Origin of the sequence: Vibrio sp. CDRSL-10 TSBA (genome assembly GCA_039696685.1) — a bacterium.
Taxonomy (GTDB): Bacteria; Pseudomonadota; Gammaproteobacteria; order Enterobacterales; family Vibrionaceae; genus Vibrio.
Map to the genome: position 1 here is coordinate 1,667,427 of CP155566.1, position 19,120 is coordinate 1,686,546.

Consider the following 19,120-nt stretch of genomic DNA (forward strand, 5'->3'; position numbering starts at 1 on the left):
ATGAAATGCCGTTCAAAATTAACTCTGATCGCTGCTGGCCTCTGGCTGGCAGCTTCTTCAGCTCAGGCTCTCGAAGCCAAACTCCATAAAGAAGACCTTCCTCTTCTTGCTCCAGAAGTTCAGCATGAAACGGCGAGCAAACGAGTCACATCCAGATTTACTCGTTCTCACTACAAGCATTTCACTCTTGACGATCAGTTTCTCTAAAGCAATTTTTGAACGCTATCTTGAGATGTTGGACTACAACCGCAACTTGTTTACTCAAGCGGATATTGATTCGTTCAAAGACTGGTCAGTCGAACTTGATGACCAGCTGAAAGCGGGCGATAACCAGATCGCGTTTGACTTGTATAACTTATCGATGGAGAAACGCTTTGCGCGTTTTCAGTACGCACTGTCTCTGCTCGATAACGAAATCAAGTTTGATGGCGATGAGTCCATTGAGCTAGATCGCTCGAAAGAGGCGTGGCCGAAAGATCAGGCAGAAATCGACGATTTGTGGCGTAAGCGTGTCAAATACGATGCACTCAATCTGAAACTGGCAGGTAAGACCTGGCCTGAGATCAAAGAGACGCTGGAAAAACGTTATAACAACGCGATTAAACGTCTGACTCAGACCCACAGTGAAGACGTGTTTCAGTTGTACATGAATGCGTTTGCCCGTCAGGTTGATCCGCACACCAGTTATCTTTCACCACGCAATGCAGAGCAGTTCCAGTCAGAGATGAATCTTTCTCTGGAAGGCATAGGCGCTGTGCTGCAAATGACCGATGACTACACAGTGATTCGTTCGCTGGTGGCTGGTGGCCCGGCTTCCAACAGTAAACAGTTGGGTGAAGGTGACCGCATTATCGGTGTCGGTCAGGACGGCGAAGAGATGGTTGACGTCATCGGTTGGCGTCTGGACGATGTGGTGGAGCTTATCAAAGGGCCGAAAGGCACTAAGGTGAAGCTGCAGATTTTGCCGGAAGGTAAAGAAGCAAAAAGTCACGTTGTCACAATTGTTCGAGATAAAATTCGTCTGGAAGACCGTGCGGTGAAATCGAAGATCATCGACAAAGACGGTGAGAAAATCGGGGTGCTTGAAGTTCCGAGTTTCTACGTTGGTCTGTCTCAGGATACGGACAAGTTGATCGCTGAGCTGAAAGAGAAAAATGTGGACGGCATCATCGTCGATTTACGTAATAACGGCGGCGGCGCATTGACCGAAGCAACCGCATTGTCCGGGCTGTTTATCACCAGCGGGCCGGTTGTGCAGGTTCGTGATAGTTACGGCCGGGTCAACGTAAACAGCGATACCGACGGTAAAATCAGCTATAGCGGCCCGATGACGGTTCTGATTAACCGTTACAGCGCGTCCGCTTCTGAGATTTTTGCCGCGGCGATGCAGGATTACGGTCGTGCGATTATCCTGGGTGAAAACTCTTATGGTAAAGGCACGGTGCAACAGCATCGTTCGCTCAATCATATCTATGATTTGTTCGATAAAGAGTTGGGCTACGTTCAGTACACTATTCAGAAGTTCTACCGTATTGATGGCGGTAGTACCCAGAACAAAGGTGTGATTCCGGACATTGCGTTCCCGACCGCTATCGACGCTGCAGATACCGGTGAGAGTGTGGAAGATAACGCGCTGCCATGGGATAGCATTGATCAGGCAAAATACAGCCCGTTACATGATTTCCATAAGCAGATTGAAGCGCTTAATGCACAGCACCAGAAGCGTATCGCGACCGATCGCGAGTTTGGTTTTATCCAACAAGATATCGCTAAGTACAAAGCTGAAAAAGACGATAACAGTTTGTCTTTGAATGAAAAAGTACGTAAGCAGGAGAGTGAACAAGCGGATCAGGAACGCCTTGACCGCATCAACATTCGCCAGAAAGCGATGGGTAAAGCGGAATACAAGAAACTCGAAGATGTGCCAAAGGACTATGAAGCGCCGGATGCATATCTGGACGAATCTGTCTCCATCATGGTAGACATGATTAAAAAGTCTTAATCGACGGTGACAAGAAAATGAAAAGCGGGCTTTCGAGTCCGCTTTTTCTTTGTTGGATCTGCCTGGTTGAACCTGTCTGGCTGAATCGGCCGCATTTGTCTGAGGCAGGCGCTTCTGTATATGCTGCAATCCGCTTTATCTTTTGGCCGTCATAACCTACACAGCCTAATCGTTAAATATTTAGCATTTGCTTTGCCAGCTCCACACCGCTGCCACGCGCTTTATCTATGTTCTGATAGAAAGTGCTGGGTGCGCCAAGCAGTTTGGCATCCGGATGAAGTGCGAGAAAACTCATTTTTTGGTCTTCGCTGCTGAAACCATCCCACTGCTGGTTGATTGCCCGGGCCAAATGAATCACGCCAGCGAGTTTTGGCGAGATCTCCGCATCTCTGGGTTGATCAAAGTTTTCGATTGCATCGACCATCTCTGGCGGAAACTTCCAGCTTTTTGCCAGCCTGGCGCCGAGAGTCGGAGAGCTGACATCGAGTAGTTCTTCCTGCACGCTGTAGATATCTTCGCCGGCAGCGACTCTCTGGTTAATCTGAGCAGCCAACTCCGGAACCAGAGTATGAATCATCAGTTCGCCGATGTTGTGTAAAATACCGGTTGTAAAGGCGAGATTTGGGTCAACACCGACCTTAGAACTCAGTTTGTTGGCGATGACGGCAACTTCAAAAGTATCAAACCAGTACTCTTCAATATTTAATGTGGTGATATGAGGAAATGCACTGGAAAGAAACGGAAGCGATCACCAGTGTTTTGACCGGTTCGGATCCGACTCTGATCACAGCATCATTGACGTTGGAAATGGTTTTATTACCACCAAAATAAGCAGAATTAGCCATGCGCAGCAAACGGGCACTGAGTACCTGATCCATCGACATCTTGCGCGATAGTGTACTGAAATCGATATCGCTTTGATTCACCATATCGAGCAATTCATGCAACAAACTGTTAATGCGTGGTAATTCATTCAGTCTGGAAATTAACGCAACTTGATTCATGGGCAACCGCTCCTTATACATAGGATTTCATGACTATAGTTGACGAATTGCCACAAAGACAAAATCATACGGGTTACCTAATGAATAAAACGGTCGGTAAAGTATTGAATCTGGCTGTTATTGTGATTGATATCAAATAATTTCGCGTTATTACTGTAGCGATCCTAAGCTTAAAGAAAAGTAAATTTTTAAGTGAGGGGAAGCGTGATGAAATGGTTAGCGATAATGATCGCTTGTCTGAGCTTGTTGTTTTCTGGCTCAGCCTTTAGCGTGCGCGATTCAGACACCCGGGATTTAACTCAGTTTGACCAACCGTTTTTGCTCGGTGACTGGTACCTGATTAATCCTAATCCACAGGAATCAAAAGAGAACTACCTGGCCATTCGGCTCAATTTTGAATCTGACTACACTTTTTCGATTGATATCCAGAAGAAAGACTACAGTGTCGACCACTGGGAAGGTCTGTATTCGGCCAGTAACGATACCATTATTCTCGGTCTTAACTCTGACGAACCGCAAGTTTACCAGTATAAAAGCAGTCATAATCTGCTTCATCTGAATGGGGTGCTGTTTACTAAAGCCTTGTCCAACTCTCTGGCCGGGATTTGGTCGAGTACTTCGTTATCCGGTAATGATTTGTCGGCCGGGGACCTGCAAAGTATTGATTTAATTCTCCAGCCAGATTTCGTATTTTTGTTTCGGGCCAGCGGCAGCAACGGGGGTGAAGCTCTCCATCAGGGCGTGTTTTATACGGAAGGTGATCATCTTGTGCTGATGTTTGAAGATGGTGAACACGATACCCAGTTTACCCTGAATCATGATCAACTGACGCTGGAAGTGGAAAATGGCTCTGTCTACGCTGTGCTGGACAGGGTCAGATAAGGTAGCTCTGGAGATACTTTGCTTCGTAATGATGCGGTTAAGCGGACTATACAGGGTTGACTGAACAGGGTTGACTAAGCATAAAGCGAGTGACTAAAAATAAAGCATCCGGACAGCGATTGGCCTGAATAGAACGAGGTATTTGGTGAAAATACCTCGTTTTTGCATTGAGGGGGTTGTTATTGGCGCTGACAAGCCTAAGATCGATATCGTTACGGGCAGTTACACTTGTTTTCAGGGTTGATAGTGCATTGCTTAACCCGCGTTTCTTGCCCCTCAATTAGTCACATCTTATTACGTCAAAAGGATTCCGACCATGGCTCAAAATCCACAGGCCAAATATCGTACCGATTATAAAGAGCCTTCTCATACCATTACTGATATCGCATTGACGTTTGATCTGCATGATACCGCAACGACAGTGACCGCGGTGTCTCAAGTCAAACAAATGGGTCAGACAACGACACTGACACTGGATGGAGAAGGACTGGAATTAAAAGCGCTACAAGTGAATGGCGCTGACTGGCAGGATTACACCTTGCTGGAAGCTGGTTTAGAAATTCGCTCGCTACCGGCGGAATGCGAACTGACGATTGTTACGCTAATCAATCCTGAAGCGAACAGTGCACTGGAGGGTTTGTACAAATCCGGAGGTGCTTTCTGTACTCAGTGTGAAGCCGAAGGTTTCCGCCGTATTACGTATTATCTCGACCGTCCGGACGTGCTGGCTAAATACACCACCACAGTGATAGCAGACCAGGCGCAGTATCCGTTCCTGCTCAGCAATGGTAATAAAATTGCTGAGGGCAGCAGTGACAACGGTCGTCATTGGGTTAAGTGGCAAGATCCGCATCCAAAACCCGCTTACCTGTTTGCGCTTGTGGCCGGTGATTTTGACGTGCTGCGTGACCAGTACACCACCCAGTCCGGTCGCAACGTAGCGCTGGAAATCTTTGTCGACAAAGGTAACCTGGATCGTGCTAATCACGCGATGGTGTCACTCATCAACGCGATGAAATGGGATGAAGAGCGTTTCTGCCTTGAGTACGATCTGGATATCTACATGGTGGTCGCGGTTGACTTCTTTAACATGGGCGCGATGGAGAACAAAGGCCTGAACGTGTTTAACTCTAAATACGTACTGGCTAATGAGCAGACCGCAACCGATACCGATTATCTGGGTATTGAAGCGGTTATCGGCCATGAATATTTCCATAACTGGACTGGTAACCGCGTCACCTGTCGTGACTGGTTCCAGCTCAGCCTGAAAGAAGGTCTGACGGTGTTCCGCGATCAGGAGTTCTCGTCTGATCTTGGCTCACGGGCAGTAAACCGCATTAACAACGTACGTATTATTCGTGGCCCGCAGTTTGCGGAAGACGCCAGCCCGATGTCACATCCGATTCGTCCGGATCAAGTGATTGAAATGAACAACTTCTACACCCTGACTGTTTACGAAAAGGGCAGCGAAGTGATTCGCATGATGCACACCTTGCTGGGTGAGGAAGGCTTCCAGAAAGGGATGAAACTGTACTTTGAACGTCATGACGGTACCGCAGCCACCTGTGAAGATTTCGTCTCGGCGATGGAAGATGCGTCTGGCGTGGACCTCAAGCAATTCCGTTTGTGGTATAGCCAGTCCGGTACACCGGAACTGACGGTCAGCAGTGAGTATGATGCCGCTGCGCAGACTTACACCCTGACGGTAGATCAGGTCACTGAGCCCACTCAGGATCAAAAAGAGAAGCAGCCGCTGCATATTCCATTCGATGTTGAATTGTATGCACAAGATGGCCGTGTTATCCCGTTACAATGTAACGGAAAGCCGGTTGGTCATGTCCTGGATGTGAAACAGGCCAAACAGACCTTTGTGTTTGAAAATGTGCAAGAGCAGCCAATTCCGTCTTTGCTGCGTGAGTTTTCCGCCCCGGTTAAACTGAACTACCAATACAGTGATGACGAGCTGACCTTCCTGATGGTTCACGCCAGCAATGAGTTTGCCCGCTGGGATGCCGGCCAGATGCTGCTGGCGAAATACATTCGCGCTAACGTCGAGCGTGTCCAAAATGGTGACAACGTCACTCTGCCAGAGTCAGTTGTGGATGCGTTCCGTGGTGTTCTGCTCAGTGATGAGCTAGAGCCGGCGTTTGTGGCCGAAATGCTGTCTCTGCCTGGCCATAATGAAGTGTCGGGTTGGTACAAGCGCGTTGATGTTGATGCGATTGCGAACGTACTGAAAGCACTGAAAGTGATTCTGGCAACAGAAATGCAGGATGAGTTCAGCGCGACCTATCATGTACTCAAACAAACAGAGTACTCGATTGAGCATGCCGCGATTGGTCGCCGTGCACTGCGCAATACGTGTCTGGCGTATCTGGCCTTTACTGAGCAGGGTAATACGCTGGCTGAAGCGCAATATCAGCAAGCCAACAACATGACCGATACCATGGCTGCGATGGCCGCCGCCAACAGCGCCGGCCTGGCGTGTCGTGAAACCCTGATGGCGGATTACAGCGCCAAATGGAAACACGATGGTCTGGTGATGGATAAATGGTTTGCGCTGCAAGGTTGTAACCCGGCAGACAACGCGCTTGAAGTGATCAAAGCCACCATGAGCCATGAAGCGTTCAGCATGAAGAACCCGAACCGGATCCGCAGCCTGATTGGCTCGTTCCTTAACATGAACCCGGTGCGTTTCCATGCTAAGAGCGGCGAAGGCTACCGCTTTGCCGGTGAGATTCTGCGTGAAATGAACAGCAGCAATCCGCAGGTCGCTTCACGTCTTATCGACCCGTTACTAAAATTCCGTCGTTATGATGAACAGCGTCAGGCATTAATCAAAGCTGAGCTGGAAGGGTTGAAAGCGATGGATAACCTGGCGCGTGATCTGTACGAGAAGGTCACTAAAGCACTGGAACAGTAAGTAAAGCGCTGGATCAGTCACTAACGCACTGGCTCAGTCATTAACGCACTGAACAGTCAGTGCTATCGCTCAGTCTGGATTAGAAACCAGGCTGTAATGATCTGTGCTGGTTCAGACATGTGAGCTGTGAAAGAGTGGCGCTTCGGTGCCACTCGTTTTTCTAACTTTGTATGTCGTTTTTCTAACTATTTCGTTTTACATACTATTTAGTTTTACTAACTGTGTATGGCATTAAACTGGTTTAGGGTAAACAGTTCCGCGCTAAGTTGTTTGCCGCCAGACTTTGTGGCTATTTATTTGTAATAACTTATTTATTTTTAATAACTTATTTATTGTTAATCACTTGTCTATTGGCAATAACTTATCATTTATCCATTGGTATTCATCGGGCTCTTAACGTGACACACTATTTTTTCTCGCTCAATATTTCCTATCAGGCATTTCTTTCCCACTATTCCGGTGCGGCCAGTCAGGTATTGGTGGTCACCGAACAGGGGCTGCGTCTGCAATTGCCTGCCAGTCGCTTCCGACCATTTCTGAGTCAGATTGGAGTAAAAGGTCGATTTCGTCTGACAACTGACCACAATAACAAGTTCGTAAAGCTAGAAGTTCTGCCATAAAGGATTTTTGTAGTTATTTAAACAGGTACATCAGTCACATTCTCAAACATTTCACCGCGCTCCGGCCCCAAAACCATTAACGTTTTATCAATAAAACTTTTACAATGGTCCATGCATTACCAAGTGTAAGCACTATGCTTACTGCATACCCTACAAGCATATAATTCTAATATCTGGAGTCGCCTATGACCGCGCGTGAAAGTTTAATGCCGGTTCTGCTTGAAAAAGTGTATCAACTGATTCAAGACAAACTTGAGCTTGCTCATCAACCCCTCGTCACCCAACTCGCCCAACATCTCTTCAGTAACGTCGCTCAGGATGACCTTATTGAACGTAACGAATCTGACCTGTATGGTGCTGTTGTCAGCCTGTGGCATCACATCAGTGAACAATCGCCTTCGCAGCGCTCGGTTCGGGTGTTTAACCCGACAGTCAGCAAGCAAGGCTGGCAGTCCACGCATACCATCGTTGAGATTGTGGTACCGGACAGCCCGTTTCTGGTGGATTCGATTAAGATGGCGTTAAGCCGGTTGGAACTGACGGCACACTTGATGCTCAATGGCCCGACTCAAATTGCCCGCAAAGCAGATGGTTCGATTGATAACATCAATCAGGGCGAAGGGCCACTGCAGTCGTTGTTCCACATTGAAGTGGACCGGCTGAGCAGCAAGGAAGAAATGAATGCACTCAAGGATGAGATTCTGACCATTCTGAATGACACCGCTTTGGTGGTTCAGGACTGGAAACCCATGGCGACAAAACTGGAACAGGTGATCCATTCTCTCGAGCAGCAGAAAGATCGTATTCCGGTTGATGCTGACCGTTATGAAGAAACGCTCAAGTTTTTGCGCTGGTTGGGTAACCACAACTTTACCTTTATGGGATACAAAGAGTATGACCTGGTCAATGTAGAAGGTGATACCGAGCTGCGTCCGACTGAAGAAGCGGGCCTGGGCCTGTTTTCTCTGGCCAGTCGGGTGCGCTGCGTGAAGTTGTCCAATTTCCCGGACTCTGCACGTCTGGAAGCGAAAAAGCCGTTTCTTCTGATTCTGACCAAAGGCAACAAACAGTCACGTATTCACCGTCCGGCTTATACCGACTATATCGGCATTAAAAAGTTTGATGACAAAGGCAAGGTGATTGGCGAACACCGCTTTACCGGCCTTTACACCTCAGCCGTGTATAACCAGGCAGTGGAGAGTATTCCTCTGATCCGTGAAAAGGTCGAACGGATACTGGCAGCCAGTGGTTATCGGGTGGGTTTCCTACGCTTACAAAGCACTGCATAATATTCTGGAAAATTACCCGCGTGATGAACTGCTGCAGGCGCGTGAAGAAGAACTGCTTGAAGTGGGGATGGGCGTGGTACAGATGCAGGATCGTGACCTGATCCGTCTGTTTGTGCGTAAAGACCCGTTTGGCCGTTTCTTCAGTTGTATGGTGTATGTGACCAAAGAGCGTTACAACACCGAACTGCGTCGTCAAACGCAGCGTATTCTCAAACATTATTTCGGTTGTCAGCAAGAAGTGGAGTTCACCACTTATTTCTCGGAAAGCCCGCTGGCCCGAACTCATTACATTGTTCGTGTTGATAACAACAACATGAATGTCGATGTGAAGAAAATAGAGCAAAACTTAATGGAAGCATCTACGAGCTGGGATGATCGTCTGTCAGAAGCGATCGTGGCGAACCTGGGTGAAAGCAAAGGTCTGCCTCTGTCGAAACAATACCTGCACGCTTTCCCGCGTTCGTACAAAGAAGACATGATGCCAGGCTCGGCGGTTGCGGATATTGAGACGCTGGAATCTCTGGATGAAGACAACAAGCTTGGCATGTTGTTCTACCGCCCTCAGGAAGAGAGTAAGGATTCTAAAGCGGTCCGCATGAAGCTGTACCATCGTGATGAGCCTATCCACTTATCGGATGTAATGCCGATGCTGGAGAAACCTGGGCCTGCGCGTGATCGGTGAATCGCCGTATGAGATCGTTAAATCGAACGGTCAGACCTACTGGATCCTTGATTTCTCCATGCTGCATAAGAGCGACAAGCAGGTTGATCTGCGTGAAGCGCGTGATCGTTTCCAACAGGCGTTTGCGGCGATCTGGAATGGTAACCTGGAAAATGACGGCTTTAACCGTCTGGTTCTCGGCGCGTCACTGACCGGTCGTGAAGTATCGATTCTGCGCGCCTACGCACGCTATATGCGTCAGGTCGGATTTCCGTTCAGTCAGCAGTACATTGAAGAGACACTCAACCATTATCCGGAGCTGGCCAAAGGGCTGGTGGATCTGTTCCTGCGTCGTTTTGATCCGAAGTTCAAAGGTGCAGCTAAAGGTCAGGCCGACTTAATGACCAAGCTGACCAAACAGCTGGATAACGTCGAAAGCCTGGATGATGACCGTATTCTGCGTCGTTACATGGAAATGATCAGTGCCACGCTGCGCACCAACTATTTCCAGACCGACGAACACAAACAGCCGAAACCGTGGCTGGCGTTGAAAATGAAACCAAGCGAGATCCCGGACATTCCCGCGCCGGTACCTGCGTTTGAAATCTTTGTTTATGCTCCGGACATTGAAGGTGTTCACCTGCGTGGCGGTAAAGTGGCGCGTGGTGGTCTGCGTTGGTCTGATCGTCAGGAAGACTTCCGTACTGAAATTCTTGGTCTGGTGAAAGCGCAGCAGGTTAAGAATACCGTGATTGTTCCGGTGGGAGCAAAAGGCGGTTTCGTCTGTAAGAAACAGTACCTGATGACGACCCGCGATGAGATCTTCGCGGAAGGTCAGCGCTGTTATCAACGCTTTATCCGCGCCTTGCTGGATGTCACCGACAACATTATCGAAGGCGAGTTGATCGCACCGAAGAATGTGGTTCGCCACGATGAAGACGACCCATACTTGGTTGTCGCAGCGGACAAAGGTACAGCGACTTTCTCTGATTTAGCCAACTCGGTATCGGAAGAGTATAACTTCTGGCTCGGTGATGCATTTGCTTCGGGTGGCTCAAACGGTTATGACCACAAAGCGATGGGGATCACTGCGAAAGGTGGCTGGGAGTCCGTTAAGCGTCATTTCCGTGAACTGGGCATCGATTGCCAGACCACGGACTTTACCGCGGTAGGTATTGGTGACATGGCCGGCGACGTGTTTGGTAATGGCATGCTGCTGTCACAACATATTCGTCTGCAGGCTGCGTTTAACCACCTGCATATCTTTATCGATCCGGAACCGGATTCAGCGTCAGGCTGGCAGGAGCGTCAGCGTCTGTTTAATCTTCCGCGTTCGAGCTGGGAAGACTACAACGCCGAGCTGATTTCTAAAGGCGGCGGTATCTTCTCGCGTAAAGCGAAGTCGATTAGCCTGACGCCGGAAATCCAGAAAATGCTGGGGACCAAAAAAGCCAGCGCCGCGCCCAATGAACTGATCAAGATGATCCTGAAAATGGAAGTCGATCTGCTCTGGAATGGTGGTATTGGCACATATGTGAAATCATCACGGGAAACCAATACCGATGTCGGCGATCGTGCCAATGATGCGCTGCGCATTGATGGCGGCGAACTGCGAGCCAGAATTGTTGGTGAAGGCGGTAACCTGGGTATGACCCAGCTGGGCCGGGTGGAATATGCGCTGAACGGCGGCCGGGTTAACACTGACTTTGTTGATAACGTCGGTGGCGTGGACTGTTCGGATAATGAGGTTAATATCAAGATCTTCCTTAACGGTTTAGTTGCGAACGGTGATCTGACCATTAAGCAGCGTAACCAGATCCTGGAATCTATGGAACAGGAAGTGGGTGAGATTGTTATTGAAGACGCGTACACCCAGTCTGAGTCGATTTCTGTGACAGAGCAGCAAGGTGTTGCTGCAGTCAAAGAGCAGATTCGCTTTATCCATCATATGGAAAAAGCCGGTCATCTCGATCGTGGTCTGGAATATATTCCGGATGATGAAACTCTGCTTGAGCGTGAAAAGCAGGGACAGGGCCTGACTCGTCCGGAGCTAGCTGTGCTGGTTGCGTACGGTAAGATGGTTCTGAAAGACGAACTGGCGTGTGATGAAATCGCCAATGATGCATTTCATGCCACTCAGCTGGTTCGTTACTTCCCATCTGCGTTACGCCGTGACTTTTCTCAGCAGATGAATAATCATCCGCTGCGTAAGGAGATCATTGCGACCGCTCTTGCCAATCAGATGGTTAATGAAATGGGCTGTAACTTCATTACCCGTTTGCAGGAAGAGACCGGGGCTAACGTCGTTGATATTGCTAATGCGTATGCAGCCGCCCGCGAAATTTACCAACTCGATTCTGTGTTGGACAAAGCGCGCAAACTGGATAACAAAGCGAGCAGTGAAGCGCAATATGATGTGATGTTCCATGTACGCCGCACCCTGCGTCGCTTGTCGCGCTGGTTCCTGCGTAACCGGACAGCGAAACCTTCGGTGCAGATGTTGATTGACAGTTATCAGGCTGATGTAAAAGCCATCGCCAAACAACTTGATCAACTGCTGGTGGCTGATGAAGTGGCTGAACACAGTGCAATGGCTGAAGCTTGGGTGAAACAGGGCGTAGAGTCAGAACTGGCCCATTATGTTGCCCGTCTGTCGAGTCTTTACTCAGTACTGGATATATCCACAGTATCCCGTGAAAGTGGCAAAAGTGTTGAACAAACGGCCAAACTGTACTTCAACCTTGGCGATCGACTCTCACTGCATTGGTTCCTGAAACAGATCAATGGTCAGGCGGTTGATAACAACTGGCAGGCTCTGGCCCGTGCGGCGTTCCGTGAAGATCTCGACTGGCAGCAACGTCAGCTCACCGCTCAGGTACTGAATTGCAACTGTGATACTGAGTGTAATGATGTGATGACACTGCTGGATGGCTGGATCGAAGCGAACGAGATGTCGTTGCACCGTTGGGAAAACATACTTAATGAATTCAAAGTCGGTACTGTGCATGAGTTTGCTAAGTTCTCTGTGGCGATGCGGGAATTGATGCTGCTCAACTTAAACTGTCAGGCAACCGAATAACAATTGAATTGTCAGACAAATACGTCAATAATAACGCCCCGTTTAATCGGGGCTTTTTTCTTTCGGAGGCACAATGCTTTACCGCTTAGCCAGAGCTGGCTTTTTTCAACTGGATGCTGAAAAGGCGCATGAACTCGCCATTCAAAATTTCAAACGTTTCACTGGTACACCTCTCGATCTCTTCTATCGTCAACACCTTCCTGACCGTCCTGTCGAATGCATGGGACTGACTTTCAAAAACCCGGTAGGCCTAGCGGCTGGTCTGGATAAAAACGGTGAATGTATCGATGCGTTTGGCGCAATGGGTTTTGGCTTTGTTGAAGTAGGCACGGTCACTCCGCGCGCTCAACCTGGTAATGACAAACCTCGTCTGTTCCGTTTGATCCCGGCAGAGGGCATCATCAACCGTATGGGTTTCAACAACGAAGGTGTGGATCACCTGGTTGAAAATGTTAAGAAATCCAACTTTGACGGTATCATCGGTATTAACATCGGTAAGAACAAAGACACGCCGATCGAGAAAGGGGTCGACGACTACCTGATCTGCATGGATAAGGTCTATCCGCACGCAGGCTACATCGCGGTTAACATTTCATCTCCGAACACACCGGGACTGCGCACACTGCAATATGGTGAAGCACTGGATGAACTGCTGGCTGCATTGAAAGTACGTCAGGCACAACTGGCGACTCAACACAGCAAATATGTTCCGCTGGCACTGAAGATCGCACCGGATTCAACCGATGAAGAGCTTAAGCAGATTTGTCAGTCACTGTTGAAGAACAAGATTGATGGTGTGATTGCAACCAACACCACATTAGATCGTTCAGTGGTGGAAGGGATGAAGAATGCCAATGAAGCAGGGGGCCTGAGTGGTCGTCCGCTGCAATCGCGCAGTACGGAAGTGATCAAATGTCTGTATCAAGAAACTGGGTGATGAGATTCCGATCATTGGTGTCGGTGGTATTGATTCTTTTGTTGCCGCCAAAGAGAAACTGATGGCCGGGGCAAAACTGGTTCAGGTCTACAGTGGTTTCATTTATCACGGTCCGAAACTGGTCAGCAACATCGTTAAGAATCTGTGATCAAGTCAAGCTGGTACAAGCAATCTTAGCAAGATACTGACATGCAAGATCATTTTGTCAGAAGTGACAAGGTGACGAGAGAGGGAATGAGATAATCATTTCCTCTTTTTTTTTACTGTTCCGTTCTTAGAATTAGAGTAATTCGTTGGCAAAGGTAATTAAGCGTTTTACCTAATCGTTTGAAAATTAATAAATTGAGAATCGGAACAATGCTTAAACCAAGTGACAAATGGAGTTGGTACTATTCAGATAGCGAAGGCTATCTGATGCTGGACCTGGGCGAGGAGATGGTATTCCGTACCAATCTTAGTCGCAACCTGCTGGTGGACTGCGGGTTCACCGATAATCACTTTAGTGTTGATGACGCATCAGACTATCAAACATACAAGGAACGCATCAGCGGCCTTGATTTAAGCGAACCACGTAAAGCTGAACTTGCCCTGTATTGTGTGGCGGCCAAGCGTTTTCATAAACCGGTTCAGCCTAAGAGTTGGTTCTTTGATTACCAGGGCGATGAGTCTGTACCTGAAGAAGGGGACATTGTCAGCCTGGTCAACGGTTATAATCAGGGCTATTTCATTGTTCTGGAAGTCGGAGAGAGTGCCAGCTTGTGCGCTTTAGCCGATTTAGATGCCTTCGTGCTGAACGGCAGTAAACAGCTGGAGTTTGGCCAGGTGATTAAAGTCATGCATGACCGCATGACAAACGCGAACCATATTTTTGTTGCGGAGCCGACCATGGCTCTGGTTGGTTAACCAGCAGCCCTTAGCTCCGCATCACAAACGTTTCCCTACTTTATTTCGTTTCTTTTTATATTTCCCATCGGCTTTAGGCCGATTTTTTTTGCCTGAAATTCCTGCTTGACCCCGTCTTAACTCACTTATCTTGAATTGGGGCTGCCAGAAATTTGGGGTCCAGTTCAAACTTTTCACTAATTAATTTCCCGTCTGCAAGGCTGAAGTGACGTCTTTTCTGCTTTATGCCGAGTGTAAAATCACCAGTTTATTCCGGTTTTCCCTGCTTTTGTAACTAAATTACACCCTAGTTTATCGTTTGGTGTATACCAGATTTGAAGTGAATAAATACTCACTATCGCTCTAAGGCTGATAATCAGGTGAAATATTGTTCAACTGGCAGGCAGAGTGGTTGTTGGATAACGAAAGGAGTAATTGCTGCTCTATTCGCCAACCAGGCAGGTTTTTCAAGAAATGATTCGTTTAGATTTAGGCATGACCTTTAATGTCAGTTATAATCTGAAACCATTTTTACCAGTTAAAGAGCACTATGAATCAGTATCTAGCGGTGACTTCGAACGGTCTTGAAAACCTGTTAGTCGAAGAATTAACAAATTTAGGCATATCCGACGCCAAGCCAGTCCAGGCAGGGGTGAAATTTAAGGCGACAAAGGAGCAAATTTACCGTTGTTGCTTATGGAGCCGCCTCGCTTCTCGATTCGTACGTGTGGTTGCAGAGTTCACTTGTCAGGACGATATGGATCTCTACCTATCGGCGACTGCAATCAACTGGGTTAACCATTTCCACAGCTCGAAGAAATTCGTGGTTGATTTCAATGGTACCAACCGCGAAATCCGCAATAGCCAATACGGCGCGATGAAAGTGAAAGATGCGGTCGTTGACTGTTTCGAGAAGAAAAACCTGCCTCGTCCGTCGATCAGTAAAGATCAACCAGATCTTCGTCTGCACGTTCGCCTGCATAAAGATAAAGCGCTGCTGGGCATTGATATGGTCGGTAGTGGTCTGCACGTTCGTGGCTATCGCCCGGAGTCGGGTAAAGCACCACTACGTGAGACTTTGGCTGCGGCAATTATTTTGCGCAGTGGTTGGGATGAAACGAAGTCAATGCTCGATCCTATGTGCGGTTCAGGTACTTTGCTGATTGAAGCTGCCATGATGGCCGCAAATATTGCACCCGGTGTAAAGCGTGAAAAATGGGGCTTTGAAGCACTGGAAGATTTTGATGCTGAGCTGTGGGCGACGATTAAATCCGAAGCCAATGTACAGGCTCGCAAAGGCGTCAAGAAAGTTGACGCTAAGTTTTTTGGCTTTGATAACGACCCGCGTGTTATTCAGGTGGCCAAAGACAACGCGCGCCGTGCCGGTGTCAGTGAGCTGATTGAATTTGCTGAAGGCGATGCAGCGACAGTTAAACGTCCGGCTGGTTTCGAGCAAGGCGTGATTGTGTGTAACCCGCCATATGGTGAGCGTCTTGGCACTCATCCGGGTCTGATTGCGCTTTACACCGCATTTGGTGCTCAACTCAAAGCGGAGTTTGGTGGTTGTCAGGCATCGATTTTCTCCAGTTCAGATGAACTGCTGAGTTGCCTGCGTATGCGTGCCGAGAAACAGTTCAAGATGAATAACGGCGCACTGCCATGTCATCAGAAGAACTACAGTATTTCTGCACGTGAAGCGTCTGAACAACAGGGTGAGCAACAACAGAGTCTGATTGCGCCGGATTTTGCCAACCGTCTGAAAAAGAACATTGGTAAAATTGGCAAGTGGGCTAAACGCGAAGGGCTGGATTGCTACCGTATTTACGATGCGGACCTGCCGGAATACAACGTGGCGATAGATGTCTACCTTGATCACCTGGTGATTCAGGAATACGCGGCGCCGAAGAATATTCCGGAAGAAAAAGCCAAACGTCGTCTGACCGATATTATTCGTGCAGCGATTCAGGTGACCGGCGTTGACGCCAATAGCGTGGTGCTGAAAGTACGTGAGAAGAAGAAAGGCACGAATCAGTATCAGAAGCTGGGTCAGCAGGCCGAGAAGATGCATGCGCACGAATACGGCGTACAGCTGATTGTTAACCTGTACGATTATCTCGATACGGGTCTGTTTCCTGGATCACAAACTGACTCGCCGTCGTTTGGGGCAAATGGCCAAAGGCCAGGATTTCCTTAACTTGTTCGCTTATACCGGTTCTGCCACTGTGCATGCCGCGGTGGGTGGTGCGAAATCGACTACGACGGTCGATATGTCGAAAACCTACCTGGACTGGGCAAAAGAGAACATGGCGTTAAACGGCCAGGTAGGGCGTCAGCATCAGTATGTTCAGGCCGACTGTCTGCAATGGCTGGAAAAAGCGACCGGTCAGTATGATTTGATCTTTATTGACCCGCCGACATTCTCTAACTCCAAGCGTATGGAGCAGAGTTTTGATGTGCAGCGTGATCATATCCAGCTGATGATGCACCTGAAGCGTATTCTGCGTCCGAACGGCACGATTGTTTTCTCAAATAACAAACGCCACTTCAAAATGGACCTGGAGCAACTGGCCACACTTGGCCTGGAAGCGAAGAACATTTCTTCTCAAACGCTGCCACTGGACTTTGAACGCAACAAACACATTCACAACTGCTGGCTGGTTACTCATCAGCAATAACAGCGCAAAAGGTCGGTGCAATGGATAGAATCACACTGTACAGCACGGAAGGCTGCCACCTTTGTGAAATGGCATATCAATTACTCACGCAGGCTAATGCAGCTCATCAGGTAGAGGTCGTCGACATTGCGTTCGACGACGCTCTATTCTCTCGTTACGGGGTCACAATCCCTGTGCTCGCTTATCAAGATTCAGAACTGAATTGGCCTTTTGATCTCAACGAATTAACTCAATGGTTAGAAACTAATGGCATTAATTACCATTCATAACGGTTTGCTCGCATTTGGCGATCACCCTCTGCTTGACCATGCGGACTTTGCGCTGCAGGAAAATGAGCGCGTCTGTCTTGTTGGCCGTAACGGCGCCGGTAAATCAACTCTGATGAAAGTACTGGCCGGCGAAACAGTGATGGATGACGGCAAAATGCAGGTCACTCAGGATGTGGTGGTTTCCCGTCTTGAGCAGGATCCGCCGCGCGACCAGCAGGGCAATGTGTATGATTACGTGGCTGGTGGCCTGGCAGAAGTGGGTCAGCAACTTAAGATCTATCAGGATCTACTGGATCTGGTGGCTGTCGAGCCGACCGAGTCCAACATTAATCGCTTAGCCCGTATTCAGGAGCAGTTAGAGCATTCCGGTGCCTGGCGTTTTGAAGACCGCATCAACAACGTCCTCAGTGCGCTTAATCTGGATGGCCATACTAAATTGACTGAATTGTCCGGCGGCTGGCAGCGTAAAGCCGCGCTGGCCCGCGCTCTGGTGTGTGACCCGGACGTTCTGCTGCTTGATGAGCCAACCAACCACCTGGATGTCACGACAATCGAGTGGCTGGAAGGATTCCTGAAAGATTTCCGGGGTTCGATCATCTTCATTTCTCACGACCGTGCGTTTATTAAGTCCATGGCGACCCGAATTGTTGACCTGGATCGCGGCCAGCTGAACTCCTTCCCGGGCAACTATGAAAAGTACCTGGTTGATAAAGAAGAGCAACTGCGCATCGAAGAGATGCAGAAACGCTGAATTTGATAAAAAACTGGCTCAGGAAGAAGTGTGGATTCGTCAGGGCATCAAAGCACGTCGTACCCGTAATGAGGGCCGTGTGCGTGCACTGAAGAAGCTTCGTGAGGAGCGCGGTGAGCGCCGTGAAGTGCAGGGTAAAGTTAACCTGCAAATTGATGACGCAGCGCGTTCAGGCAAAATTGTGTTTGAAGCAGAGCATCTGCAATACGCCATCGATGGTAAAACCATCGTGAATGACTTCAGTTTCAACATCATGCGTGGTGACCGTATTGCGCTGGTGGGCCCGAATGGCTGTGGTAAGAGTACCTTGCTGAAACTGCTGCTGGGTGAGCTGCAACCGGACAGTGGCCGTCTGCATTGTGGTACCAAGCTGGAAGTGGCTTATTTCGACCAGTACCGTGAAATGCTTGATCCGGAAAAATCTGTGATTGATAACCTGGCTGACGGTAAGCAGGAAGTGATGGTTGGTGGTCGTCAGCGCCATGCTCTGAGCTACCTGCAGGATTTCTTGTTTGCACCTAAACGTGCCCGTACTCCGGTCAAGGCGCTGTCTGGCGGCGAGAAAAACCGCCTGTTACTGGCGCGCATTTTCCTCAGATCAAACAACTTGTTGGTGCTAGATGAACCAACCAACGATTTAGATATCGAAACTCTGGAACTTTTAGAAGAATTGCTTGCCAATTACCAAGGTACGTTATTGTTGGTCAGTCACGACCGTGAATTTGTTGACAATACCGTGACCTCTAGTTGGATTTTCGAAGGCGACGGCGTGATAGAAGAGTTTGTTGGCGGCTACCATGACGCTCAGCAACAACGTCAGCAAGTACGCCAGACGCGCAGTGTTGAAAAAACCGTCAAGACGGAAAAAGTGATTGAGGAAACTCCCAAAACGGCGGCTGCAAAGCCGAAGTCGAAGAAGTTATCCTATAAACTGCAGCGCGAACTGGAAGCCTTGCCTGTCAAACTCGAAGAATTAGAAGCGGAGATTGAAGCTCTGCAACAGCAGGTCAATAACCCGGAGTTTTTCGGTCAGCCTGCCGAAGAGACACAACCCATTTTAGACAAGTTAGCTGCGACCGAGCAGGAGCTTGAAGTTGCTTTTGAGCGTTGGGAAGAGCTCGAAGCAATGCAACAGGAAAGTTAATG

At 48.6% G+C, this 19,120-nt stretch carries 5 protein-coding genes and 6 pseudogenes; 10 read left to right on the forward strand and 1 reads right to left on the reverse strand.

Features of this window, described 5'->3' with window-relative positions; translation table 11 throughout:
- A pseudogene (prc, locus tag ABDK09_15240) lies at window positions 1–2,002 on the forward strand (carboxy terminal-processing peptidase).
- Window positions 2,003–2,174: 172 nt separating this feature from the next.
- Here prc and ABDK09_15245 read toward each other — a convergent pair.
- A pseudogene (locus ABDK09_15245) lies at window positions 2,175–3,006 on the reverse strand (HDOD domain-containing protein).
- Between the two features lie 207 nt (window positions 3,007–3,213).
- Between ABDK09_15245 and ABDK09_15250 the strand changes: the two are divergent.
- From ABDK09_15250 to ABDK09_15290, 9 genes and pseudogenes are all read left to right on the forward strand, one after another.
- A complete protein-coding gene (locus ABDK09_15250) occupies window positions 3,214–3,888 on the forward strand; it encodes a hypothetical protein (protein ID XAW90754.1) in 675 nt (224 codons plus the stop codon).
- A 316-nt stretch (window positions 3,889–4,204) separates the two neighbouring features.
- The gene (gene pepN, locus ABDK09_15255; GenBank protein ID XAW90684.1) at window positions 4,205–6,811 is read left to right on the forward strand and encodes an aminopeptidase N; all 2,607 of its coding nucleotides are present in this window, start codon (window positions 4,205–4,207) and stop codon (window positions 6,809–6,811) included.
- 398 nt (window positions 6,812–7,209) lie between these two features.
- Window positions 7,210–7,431 (forward strand): DUF2835 domain-containing protein, encoded by a 222-nt coding sequence (locus ABDK09_15260; GenBank protein ID XAW90685.1) that lies wholly within the window; start codon window positions 7,210–7,212, stop codon window positions 7,429–7,431.
- 185 nt (window positions 7,432–7,616) lie between these two features.
- Window positions 7,617–12,460 (forward strand): annotated as a pseudogene (locus ABDK09_15265) (NAD-glutamate dehydrogenase).
- Between the two features lie 73 nt (window positions 12,461–12,533).
- Window positions 12,534–13,545 (forward strand): annotated as a pseudogene (pyrD, locus tag ABDK09_15270) (quinone-dependent dihydroorotate dehydrogenase).
- Between the two features lie 209 nt (window positions 13,546–13,754).
- Window positions 13,755–14,300 carry a cell division protein ZapC gene (locus tag ABDK09_15275; GenBank protein ID XAW90686.1) on the forward strand — a complete coding sequence of 182 codons (546 nt, stop codon included), beginning with the start codon at window positions 13,755–13,757 and terminating at the stop codon, window positions 14,298–14,300.
- Window positions 14,301–14,829: 529 nt separating this feature from the next.
- Window positions 14,830–16,954 (forward strand): annotated as a pseudogene (gene rlmKL, locus ABDK09_15280) (bifunctional 23S rRNA (guanine(2069)-N(7))-methyltransferase RlmK/23S rRNA (guanine(2445)-N(2))-methyltransferase RlmL).
- Window positions 16,955–16,974: 20 nt separating this feature from the next.
- Window positions 16,975–17,223 (forward strand): glutaredoxin family protein, encoded by a 249-nt coding sequence (locus ABDK09_15285; GenBank protein ID XAW90687.1) that lies wholly within the window; start codon window positions 16,975–16,977, stop codon window positions 17,221–17,223.
- A pseudogene (locus tag ABDK09_15290) lies at window positions 17,201–19,118 on the forward strand (ABC transporter ATP-binding protein). The gene ABDK09_15285 and the pseudogene ABDK09_15290 overlap by 23 nt, the downstream one beginning before the upstream one ends.
- The last annotated feature ends 2 nt before the right edge of the window (window positions 19,119–19,120 follow it).